The sequence below is a fragment of the Rheinheimera hassiensis genome (assembly GCF_022436675.1).
GTDB classification, from domain to species: domain Bacteria; phylum Pseudomonadota; class Gammaproteobacteria; order Enterobacterales; family Alteromonadaceae; genus Alishewanella; species Alishewanella hassiensis.
Map to the genome: position 1 here is coordinate 508,012 of NZ_JAKUJZ010000001.1, position 11,919 is coordinate 519,930.

At 49.0% G+C, this 11,919-nt stretch carries 6 protein-coding genes; 2 read left to right on the forward strand and 4 right to left on the reverse strand.

From position 1 onward, the window contains the following. Positions 1-480: 480 nt before the first annotated feature. The 4 genes from MJX74_RS02205 to MJX74_RS02220 form a co-directional block, all read right to left on the reverse strand. Positions 481-4,071 (reverse strand): EAL domain-containing protein, encoded by a 3,591-nt coding sequence (locus tag MJX74_RS02205; protein WP_240220499.1) that lies wholly within the window; start codon positions 4,069-4,071, stop codon positions 481-483. A gap of 172 nt (positions 4,072-4,243) precedes the next feature. Then, positions 4,244-5,224 carry a glycoside hydrolase family 16 protein gene (locus MJX74_RS02210; protein WP_240220500.1) on the reverse strand — a complete coding sequence of 327 codons (981 nt, stop codon included), beginning with the start codon at positions 5,222-5,224 and terminating at the stop codon, positions 4,244-4,246. A gap of 4 nt (positions 5,225-5,228) precedes the next feature. Next, positions 5,229-7,754: a glycoside hydrolase family 3 protein gene (locus MJX74_RS02215; protein ID WP_240220501.1), complete on the reverse strand. Its 2,526-nt coding sequence runs from the start codon at positions 7,752-7,754 to the stop codon at positions 5,229-5,231. A 13-nt stretch (positions 7,755-7,767) separates the two neighbouring features. Then, a complete protein-coding gene (locus MJX74_RS02220; protein ID WP_240220502.1) occupies positions 7,768-9,018 on the reverse strand; it encodes a sugar MFS transporter in 1,251 nt (416 codons plus the stop codon). 156 nt (positions 9,019-9,174) lie between these two features. Here MJX74_RS02220 and MJX74_RS02225 point away from each other — a divergent pair, with 156 nt between their 5' ends. Continuing rightward, positions 9,175-10,509: a GH1 family beta-glucosidase gene (locus MJX74_RS02225; RefSeq protein ID WP_240220503.1), complete on the forward strand. Its 1,335-nt coding sequence runs from the start codon at positions 9,175-9,177 to the stop codon at positions 10,507-10,509. Positions 10,510-10,536: 27 nt separating this feature from the next. Further along, a complete protein-coding gene (locus MJX74_RS02230; RefSeq protein WP_240220504.1) occupies positions 10,537-11,898 on the forward strand; it encodes a glycoside-pentoside-hexuronide (GPH):cation symporter in 1,362 nt (453 codons plus the stop codon). The last annotated feature ends 21 nt before the right edge of the window (positions 11,899-11,919 follow it).

The following is an 11,919-nucleotide window of genomic DNA, read 5'->3' on the forward strand; positions in this document are numbered from 1 at the left end:
ATAGCGTCAGGCTGCTCACGGAGCGAGGCGAATTTGGCTGCACATCAGCCATAGTTGCGCAATTTCAATACACTAACGCAAGCACGGTATCCACTTACCGCCAAGATATAGTATCGAATCACCAAGGCTTAGTTGTAGCAATAGCAAACAACTCGGCTGAGAATATCGCTATTAACCGTTATGATGGATACAGTGTCCCTGACAATGCCCCCCTTAGGCGGCGAGCATTGTCGGGCAAGTCTTTGGGCGTGCATTTGAGAGAGTGCGGGCCCGACAGGCAAGCGACACAGCTAGATTGGGGCTAATTAGCTCAGCCCCTTTTTATAATGTGTTTAATGCAAATCACGACATCGCAGCACATTTGCCGGCGGATAAACGCGGCATACTGGGGCCAATGCTTAGCAAACGGCACGTAATTACGTGCCGTTTGCTAAGCCGGTTAAACCGCTAAGGTTGCTGGCAACCTCTGCAATGCGTCTGTTACTTTTCCTGCGTAGCAGTTAAAAGGCTTTGTTGCAGACGCAATAAGCGCTCAATTTCGTCACCCGGCACCGGTTTACAGAATAAGTAACCCTGGGCCTCATCGCAGCCATGCTCAAGGAGGAAGTGCGCCTGTTCTTCTGTTTCAACACCCTCGGCAATGACCCGCAAGCTCAGAGAGTTTGCCAACGCTATGATGGTTTTGGTAATGGCGATGTCGTCTTTATTACCCGGAATTTCATTGATAAACGATTTGTCTATTTTTAGCTTGTTTACCGGTAGCCGCTTCAGGTGGCTCAACGATGAGTAGCCTGTGCCAAAATCGTCTATCGCAATTTCAATATCCATATCGTGCAGCAACTGCAATTGCTTAATCGCTGTCGCACTGTGCTGCATAATGAAGGTTTCTGTTACCTCAAGCGCCAGATACTTTGCCGGCACCTTATGTAAAGCTAAGATTTGTTGCGTCTGCTCTACCAGATTACCGCTATATAATTGCGGCCCGGCAACATTTACTGCCACCCGGCCAATAAAAACGCCCCTATCTAGCCAGTCTTTAATCTGTCGTACAGCTTCATTAAGCACCCATAAGCCCAGTGGCAAAATAAGCCCGCTTTCTTCCGCTACCGGGATCATTCTGTCCGGCGAAACCGGGCCTAATTGAGGGTTAGTCCAGCGTAGTAGCGCTTCAACACCAATGATTTTTTTTGAATTCAGTTCATATTGTGGTTGATAAGCCAACGATAATTCATTTTTAGAAATGGCAAGGCGTAGCTGCATTTCTATCTGGGCTTTGGCCAGAATGTCGTCAGCCATGCTTTTGTCATAGAACAAACAGCGCTTTTTACCCTGCTGTTTAGCTTTGTACATGGCAATATCGGCATTGCGTAGTAAGTCTTTTGCATTTTCACCATCATGGGGATAAAAGCAAATACCCATACTGGCTGCCACATTAATGCGCTGGCCGTTTAATATGATAGGTTGTTCAATTTGCTCTAATACGGAACAGGCCAATTGGTGTACCTGCTCCTTAGTATTATTAGAAATTAATATAACAAACTCATCGCCACCTACCCGAGCCACTGTGCTATCGGCCAGCGACAAGGATTTAAGATAACCGGTTACCACCTCCAATACCTTGTCACCTTCGCAGTGTCCCTGAGTATCATTAATCATTTTGAAATTATCCAGATCCAGATAGATCACGGCAAAAGCGCTATTGTCAGAGCTAGCCTGGCGAATATTTCTCTCCAGTTGCTCGTTCAAAAAACGCCGGTTTGGTAATCCGGTTAACGCATCGTGGAGAGCCAGATAATAAATCTCTTGTTGTGATTGTTTTAACGGGCTGATATCTGAAAACACCGTAACGTAGTGGCTGAGGATATTACCGGCATCTTTCACCGCCGTAATGGTTTGCCACACAGCCAGAGTGTTACCGGATTTATGCCGGTGTTGTAATTCGCCCCGCCACATGCCTTTAAGGCTAAGCGCCTGCCAAATCTCCCGGTATACCTCTGGTTGAATAATTTCTGATTCCAGTATCAGCGATGTTTGCCCGATAACCTCTGCTTTGACGTAACCGGTCAGATGGGAAAATGAACCATTCACATCAATAATCCGGTGTTCTGCGTCGGTAATCACTACCCCCTCAGCACAACTTTCAAACACACTGGCCGCCAAACTTAACGATGCTTCGGCTTGTTTTTGCTCTGTGACATCATTAAAACTGACAAAAAGCCTGGCGCTTTGCTGTTCTGCCGATACCAGAGGCACTATATCCACCACCAACCAAGCCTGAGTTTGCCGAACCTGATGCCAACCTTTGAGCAAGATGTTTTTACGCAAGCTGCGCTGTTCAAATACCTGCTCAAGAATCGTTTCTATGTGTTGAACTGCTGCCGGTTTATCAATGGCAAACCACAGCTCTGGTACAAATCTTTGCAGTATAATATCAGCCCGGCTTTTTCCTAAAATGGCCAGCGCCGCCGGGTTAACATCAATAACACAAAGATTTTGATCATAAACCAACACTCCCTGAGTAATTTGTTCAAATAATACCCGGTATTTTTTTTCATTTTCACGTACTGCCAGCTCGCTCTTTCTGCGCTCGGTGATATCACGTGAAACCCCCAATACTCCGAGTAATTCACCGCTTTGCGTGTTGTAAACCGGCGTTTTTATTGTTTCAAGTAATTCACAATGACCATCATTCTTAAAACACACTTCTTCTTCAATAAAAATGGCTTGGCCATGCCGGATAACCCTGAGATCATCTTTTCTAAAAGCGTCAGCTTGCGATTGCTCAACAAAGTCGGCATCTGATTTACCAATAATTTCTGCTGTTTTTACGCCAAAGAAATCTTCGAACCGCTGATTACAGTTTATGTAAATGCCCTGCGGATTTTTCGTCCAGACCAGATCCGGCAAAGTATTCATCAACAGATGTAAAAAACTCGATTTCTCGCTGAGTTTGCTGCTCAACATTCTCATTATCAAATTTTGTCTGGCCAGATAAGCCGTTGTCAGCAATAAGGTAAATACCAGGCTGGCGATAAAAATGAGCTCTGTACGATACAGGTGCCAAAGTGTGACAGGTTTATTTAAGATAATACTACCCGCTGGCAATAACGCGCTATCTACTAAAAACCGCTCTAACTGACGGTGATCAAACATCGGGACATTGGCGTTTTCTGCAATCAGCGCCAACTCACTGATACTTTTGCCAGCTAAAATGTGTTGCACCATTAAGCCCGCCTGATGAGCATGTTCAAAATGGCTTACAACAAAACCACCTAACACTCCGTCGCCAATGCCGTGCTCCCAGAAATGAAATACTGGCACGCGGCTGTTTTCATTAATTAAAGCTAAACTGCCGTTAAAAGACTTTTCTGTTTGTTCTTTATCATGGAACGCCGAGAGTAGAAAAATCAGATCCTGTGACCCTAGCTGTGCCACACGGTCGGCTAATTCTTGCCAACTAAGGTAAGACAAATCTAATTCATCAAAGTGATATTGTTGAAAATGCTGCTGTAGTACGCGTATTGCGTTTAAATCAGCTTGCCCGGCAACACCGGCATCCGTGATGATATGTAAATATTGCCGCTGCGGAAAAAGCGACATGGCCATATGCAGTGTTTTTTTAAAAGATGGTACTTCTGCTACACCACTTACATCAGACCGTTTACTGTTTTTTACTGCACTCTCAATATCATTGATCCCCATAAATACTATGGGTGCTTTGGCAAACAGCACTGCTTTATGTTGCAAGACAAAATTCAATGCATTGTCATCAGCCACTACCACCGCATCATAGGCAGGCCTGAACTGATATTTGTGAGACAAAGTACGCAAAGCATTTTGTTGGCTGGTAACATCCCACAAACGTTTACTATCGAGAAATTCTTGATCAATTATCGGGGCGGTTTGAGGAAAAGCAGACAACAAACCCTTAAGAATCTTTTCTGAGGTAGGAAATGCAGGGTCATAAGAATACAGCAGTAAGACACGCTTAGTACTCAGATCGATGCCAGCCGCGGCATTAGTGGCAACCGTGAACATAAAAAGCAATGCTATCAGTAACTTTTTGCTCATAAATAATCATCTGCTAATACCGATGCAAAGTGTAGCAGTAAAAATAACACGCCACATCAAACCATAACTTCTATATGGGTATAATAAGCCGATAGGGCGCTAGCAGTACTGGCAGCATTTAATGAAAAGCCGCTGTAATAAGCGGCTTTAAAGAGTTTGGTTGACTAAACTATTAGGGTTTCTGGCGCTGATATACCCGCACATAGTCAATTTGCAGGCTTTGCGGGTAGGCATTGGGGTCAATGCCGGTTTCATTTACTGAGCCTGCCCAATTGCCACCCACCGCTAAATTCAGCAGTAAATGAAAAGGCTGGTCAAAAGGGGCATGCCTGGGCAAGGCGGTTTTTAGTGTCACAGCGCCAGCGTGCCATTCACTGCTTTTTTGCGTGGCATACAATACATCATCGACATACCAGCGAATTTCACCCGGCTGCCATTCTATGGCGTAGGTATGAAAATCGTCAGCCGGGCTTTGCCCGTCGGGCAGTTTATAACTCTGGCCACTGTGGATATTGTCTGGCCACGGCTCGCCATAATGTAAGGTGCCATGAATACGCCGCTCTGGCTCATCAGCCAGCGCACTGGGTTCATCAGAGATAGACCCCAGGTTTACCGCTTCCATAATGTCTATTTCACCGGATAACGGCCAGGGGCCGTATTGCCAGTCTGTTGGCAGCATCCATATTGCCGGCCAGCTACCCTGGCCTTTTGGCAATTTTGCCCGGATTTCAAAGCGGCCATATAACCAGTCGCCTTTACCTTTACTGCGCAGCCTTGCCGACGTATACGGCAAGGTTTTACGCTGATGCGGGCTAAAATCCGGGGCATCTTCGTTTAACGCCGGGCCGGTGAACGTTTCTTTGCGTGCCACTATATTGAGCACGCCGTTATCGACATAGGCATTTTCCGGCCTGTCGGTATAACACTGTTGCTCGTCGTTACCCCCACCCCAGCAGTTTTGTTCAAAGCTCCATTTGCTCTGGTCAATACTGTTGCTGTCAAACTCGTCCTGCCACACCAGTTGCCAGTCTGAGCTGTCAATCGCATCAGGCTGATGTTGTGCCACGCTTTGTTCATCTGGCTCTGGTGGCACTGTGGTGCTACAGCTTACCAGCACAGCGCTGGCAAGCAGGGTCACGAGGTAACGGCGCATATTTTTAGTCTCCGTTGCAGGAAAGAGTAGCGTTGCCTGCCGCAGCAGGTTTCAGCCGGATATCAGCCAAGCTTAGCACCAGCGGCGCTGTTGTGGCTAATGATACCGGCGTGAAAATCTGGCTGAAGTCAACGCCTTGCCGTGCAAAGCAGGCTAAATCAACGCTGAGGGTATGCCACTCTTCATCGGCCAGAGCCTGCAGTTGTGGTGCAATATTAACCGCACTACTACAGTTTTGCGCGCAGTCCATACCCAGCATTACGCTGTCAGGCACTGCGCCGCTGCGTTTTACCTGCAACACCAGCGCACTACCGGCTTCCTGGTAAGAGCGTAAATCGGCCGGGAAAGCACTGCTTAGTGACACTTTGGCTTGACCGCTAAAGGCAAAACGACGCGCGTCTTCCTGCACAGCTTTATCAAAAGTGCGCATGGCAATATTTCCCAGCTGCTGCACGCTGCTTACTACGGCCTGCGTTTCTGCACCACTGTGTAACTGCAACTGATACGGCGCTTTTACTGCCCGCTCAAACAGTACCAGGTCGTCCAGCGTTGTATCCGTGGCGACCTGCTCTTGCAGAGCATTGCTCAGCGTGCTGGCATCGCCGTAGCGCAAACCAAAGCCATATGGCAGCAGCGGCTGATAGTCAGCATCATGCCGGTTTACCATTTGCTGCGCGGTGGCAGGCCAGCTGAAAGATAACTTACCGCGAAAATCGACATTAGCACTGCCGTCTGCTTTTGCCATAACAACATCGGCCACACCGGCACCTTCGCTACCCGGCAACCATACTGCGACAAACGCATCAGAGGCATTAAGTTCGGGGTTAACCCACAGCGGGCGGCCACTGATAAACAGCGACACCACTTTAATGCCATCGGCTTTAAGTTTACGCAGCAGGGCTAAATCGGTTTTATTGCCACGCTGATACTCTAAGTTGTCCAGATCGCCATTACCTTCGGCGTAGGGTTGCTCACCAAATACCACCACCGCTACGTCAGGTTTGTTACTGTAGCTGCCATCGGTGCTTAGCTCGGTGCTTCCGCCTGCGGCATCTACCGCCTGCTTAATACCGGCATAAATTGAACTGCCGCCGGGAAAATCGCTGTTAGTGTTGCCGGTGCCCTGCCAACTGATAGTCCACCCACCCGACTGCATGCCAATATTGTCGGCACCTTCACCGGTAACCAAAATACGTTGCTTAGGGTTTAGCGGCAAAATAGCGTCGTTGTTTTTCAGCAACACCAGGGATTGCTGCACCGCTTCACGCGCTACAGCGCGATGCTCAGCAGAGCCGATTAATTCAGTTTTACCCGACAATGGCCGCTTCGCCGGGCTGGGTTTATCAAATAAACCGGCACGCAGTTTTACGCGTAAAATACGCCGTACCGCATCGTCAATCCGGCTAAGTGGAATAGCGCCGTTTTCAACTTGCTCAATCAGGTTATAGTACAGCGGTTTCCAGGCTGCCGTTGGCACCATGTAAACGTCCAGCCCGGCCAGTGCGGCCTGGGCGCAGTTATCATTAGTGCAACCGGGGATCTGGCCATGGCCGTTCCAGTCACCTACCACAAAGCCATCAAAGCCCATCCGGGTTTTCAATACGTCGGTTAGCAGGTATTTATCACCATGAATTTTACTGCCGTGCCAGCTGTTAAATGACGCCATAACACTTTGTGCGCCAGCCTGCAGGCCGCCCACGTAGCCCTGGGCATGAATGCTGAACAGCTCGTGCTCACTGGCAATATTATCGCCCTGATCATCACCACCTAAAGTGCCGCCATCGCCAACAAAGTGCTTAACAGTGCTGATCACCCGCTCATCGCCGAGAAAATCCTGATCTGCCGCGCCCTGTAAACCAGTAACAATAGCGGCAGCGTAGTCGTGCACTATGTCGGGGTCTTCCGAGTAACCTTCATAGGTGCGGCCCCAGCGATCATCACGTACCACCGCAACCGTGGGTGCAAATACCCAGTCAATACCGGTAACCATCACTTCGCGGGCGGTTACTTTGGCAATTTTTTCAATTAATGCCGGGTTATTTGCCGCGCCCAGGCCAATATTGTGTGGAAATAATGTCGCACCAATCACATTATTATGGCCGTGTACGGCATCAGTGCCCCACATCGTTGGAATACGGCTGCCGTCCAGACTGTCATCTATTGATGCCTGATACATCGCCTCGGCCAGAGCTATCCAGTCGGCAGGCGTGGCATGTTTATTATCGTTTGGAAAAGCACCGCCACCGTTTAAAAATGAGCCAAAGCCATATTTGCGCATATCTTCAACGGTAATATCGCGGATTTCCGGCTGGATCATCTGGGCAATTTTATGCTGCAGCGTCATGCCTGCCATAATATCGCTGATTTTTTGCTCCATAGCGGCATCTTTTGCTACAGGTAATTGTAATTCTGGCCAAATGGCAGCGGTTTTATCTGTCACAGTGTCAGGCTCTGTTGGGGCTTTGGCGCAGGCTGTCAAAATGACAGCGCAACTTAAACTTAATAGTGAAAGTTTCAGGCGAAATGTCATAGGGGGTTCTCCGTTACGCCACAGCACGCGGTTTGCTGCCAACCGCGCCGTACCAGGCAATAAATACATAACACAGCAAAGGAATAATAAAAGCGATCTGCACGTTAACCGTGTCAGCCAGCCGCGCCTGCGCCAGTGGCAGCACTGCACCACCGACAATCGCCAGACATAAAATGCCCGAGCCCTGACCGGTGTGTTGCTTTAAGCCGTGAATAGCCAGGCTGAAAATAGTTGGGAACATAATAGAGTTACATAAGCCCACCAGTAACAGCGCCCACATAGCCAGACTGCCACTGCTGCTGATCGTCAGCGCCAGCAGAATCACGGCACACACCGCGTTAAACGCCAAAACCTTGCCAGGGGCAATATATTGCATAACATAAGCACCGATAAAACGACCAACCATAGCGCCGCCAAAATACCAGGCAATATAATGTGATGCTTTTTGAGCATCCAGGCTGCTGATATCAGGCTGGGTAATAAAGCTAACCAGAAAACTGCCAATCCCTACTTCGGCACCCACATAAACAAAAATACCCACAGCACCCAGCACCAAATGCCGGTAACGCCAGGCAGAGCCACTGCTGATATCCAGGTTAACGTCTTTTTTGCCCAGTTTTGGCAGGCGTAAAAAGGCAAAAATCAGGGCCATTATAATCAGCACTGCAGCCAGCAGCAGGTAAGGCATTTGCACGGTCGATTCGGTGACCTCGCCCGGCGTGGGCGCTTCCATACCACCAAAAATTAACCAAGCACCAAAAAAGGGCGCTAAAGTCGTACCCAGTGAGTTAAAAGCTTGCGTCATGGTTAAACGGCTGGAAGCCGTTTCAGGTCGGCCCAGCACACTAACATAGGGGTTAGCAGCAACCTGCAAAATGGTAATACCGGCGGCTAACACAAACAGCGCGATCAGAAACAGCGGGTAGTAATGCGCGGCTGCGGCAGGGTAAAACAACAGACAACCGGCACCGGCAATCAGCAGGCCGGTAACGATACCCGACTGATAGCCAATACGGCTTACCAACATACCAGCAGGCACAGAAACCACAAAATAAGCACTGAAAAAACAAAACTGAATCAACAACGCCTGCGTGTAACTGAGATCGAACAAGCCTTTGAGATAAGGCACCAGAATGTCATTCAGACAGGTAATAAAGCCCCACATAAAAAATAACGTGGTTAACGATGTTAAAGCAAATCTGTAGTTGAGCTGGCCTGATGCAGCCTGTGGCGCAGCCTCGCTAAGCGTTGGTGTTACAGCCATCTTGTCCTCCCCGGTGTTTTATGTTTTTCATTGACGCGCGCTTTGTCGCCGTCTAGTATTATGTAAGCGCTTTCATTTATAGCATATATCACGCTGTTGGCAATCCTTTTGTCGCTCAGCAGCCCGTAACAATACGACCGGAAGACAGCAAAACCGATGAAAATAACCTTAGCCAACAGCTCACCCTTACTTAAACCTGACTTTGTGTTTGGTGTTGCCACTGCATCGTTTCAGATTGAAGGGGCCGCCGATAGCCGCGAGGCCTGCATCTGGGACACGTTTTGTGCGCAACCCGGCCGGATTAAAGATGGCTCAAACGGCCTGGTTGCCTGCGACCATATCGCACGCTGGCGTGACGATGTTGAGCTGATTGCCGCGCTGGGTGTAGATGCCTACCGCTTTTCAGTGTCGTGGGGCCGGGTAATTAATGCCGACGGCAGCATAAACCAGGCCGGGCTGAATTTTTACCTGCGACTGCTTGATGCGTTAAACGAACGCAATATCAAAGCTTTTGTTACGCTATATCACTGGGATTTACCGCAGTACCTGCAAGATAACGGCGGCTGGCTTAACCGCACCACTGCCTATAAATTTGCAGAATACGCCGATATTGTTAGCCGGGCTTTTGGCGACAGAGTGTATTCTTACGCCACATTAAATGAGCCGTTTTGTAGTGCTTATTTAAGCTATGAAGCCGGTATTCATGCCCCTGGCGTGCAAAACCGCCAGCAAGGCAGGCAGGTAGCGCACCATTTATTGCTGGCACATGGTTTGGCCATGCCGGTATTGCAGAAAAACGCGCCACGGGCACTTAACGGCATAGTACTGAACTTCAGCCCCTGTCATGCTGCCAGCAACAGCGAAGCGGATATCCGCGCCGCCGATATGGCCGATCAGTACCACAACCAATGGTACCTGCAACCGTTAATGGAAGGCTGTTATCCGGCACTGCTGCAACAATTGCCCGCGGCAGAGCAGCCACAAATTCAACACGGCGATATGGCTATTATTGCCCAGCCACTGGATTTTCTCGGTGTAAATTACTACACCCGCACCGTGTATCGTGCTAACAGCAAAGGCTGGTTTAGCGATGTACCGCCCACCACGCCACCGTTAACAGATATGGGCTGGGAAATTTATCCGCAGGGCTTAACTGAAATATTACTGGCAATACATAAGCGCTATAAGCTGCCGCCGGTGTATATTACCGAAAACGGTGCCGCCATACCTGACAGTATGCATCTTGGACAGGTGCAGGACACGCAGCGGGTTAAGTACTTTGAACAGCACTTACAAGCCACTGAAGATGCCATTACAGCCGGTATGCGTATTGATGGCTACTTTGCCTGGAGCCTGATGGACAATTTTGAGTGGGCCGAAGGTTATGCCAAGCGTTTTGGTATAGTCTATGTCGATTACGCTACACAACAGCGCACATTAAAAGACAGTGCTATAGCACTGCGAGAAGTGTTCGCCGGGCGTAAAAAATAATAATAAAGCAGTTATCACGGGGTTAGTATGCTGACAAAACGGGAAAAAGTGGCCTACGGCCTTGGCGACACCGCAAGCAATATTGTGTTTCAGACGGTAATGCTGTTTTTAACCTTTTTCTACACCGATATTTTTGGTATTTCGCCGGCGGTGGTAGGCAGCATGTTTTTGCTGGTGCGCATTATTGATGCGGTAACCGACCCGTTAATGGGTGCAATGGCAGATAAAACCAAAAGCCGCCACGGTAAATACCGGCCCTATTTGCTCTGGCTGGCATTACCCTTTGCCCTGTGCAGTGTGCTGGCGTTTACCACACCGGATTTATCTGCCAACGGCAAAGTTATCTACGCTTTTGCTACTTACACCCTGCTGATGCTGGCTTACACCGCCATTAATATTCCGTATTCTGCGCTCGGTGGTGTGTTAACAGCCGATCCAACCGAGCGGGTGTCTGTGCAGTCTTACCGTTTTGTGTTTGGTATGCTGGGTGGCTTGCTGGTTACGGCATGTACACTGCCGCTGGTTAACTTCTTTGGTAATGGCGATAACGCTAAAGGTTATCAGCTTACTATCGCCGCTATGAGCGTATTGGGCCTGGTGCTGTTTTTACTCTGCTTTGCCGGCACCCGTGAAAGGGTGCTGCCACCGGCTGATCAGCAGCTTACACTGCGCAGCAGTTTTGCTTCGCTGTGGCAAAATGATCAGTGGCGTATTTTGTGTGTCGCTGCGTTTTTTCTGCTTACCGGCATGGTGCTGCGTACCACTCTGGCTATTTACTATGTTAAATACTTTTTAGGCCGTGAAGATTTAATCACGGCTTTTGTTACGCTGGGCATGATTGGCAATATCGCCGGATGCGCTGTAGCCCAGTGGCTTAGTCGTTACGTCGATAAAGTAAAAGCCTATATTGGTTTGCAGTTGATCTCTGCAGTCATTTGTATACTGAGCTTTTTTATCGGCAGCGAGCAACTGGTACTGGCATTTGCGCTGTATTTTCTCTGGGGCTTCTTTTTACAAATGGCCACGCCACTGTTGTGGGCAAAAATGGCCGACACCGTTGACTACGGCCACTATAAAACCGGCATTCGTATTACCGGCCTGGTGTACTCGTCTATCGTGTTCTTTATCAAATTAGGGCTGGCGTTAGGTGGTGCACTGGCAGGCTGGTTACTGGCCGGCTACGGTTATCAGGCCGACGTGCCGCAAACCGCAGCGGCACAGCAGGGTATTTTACTCAGCTTTACGGTACTGCCTGCTATTGGCTCAGTACTGGTAGCAGTAGTCATGAGCCGTTATCGCTTAACCGGGCCACGGGTATTGGATATCCACCGTCAGCTGGCGCTGCGCGCTGGTGGCATTGCACCCGAGCATGCTAGAGTAACTACATAAACGTTATTACGCAGGCAGGCA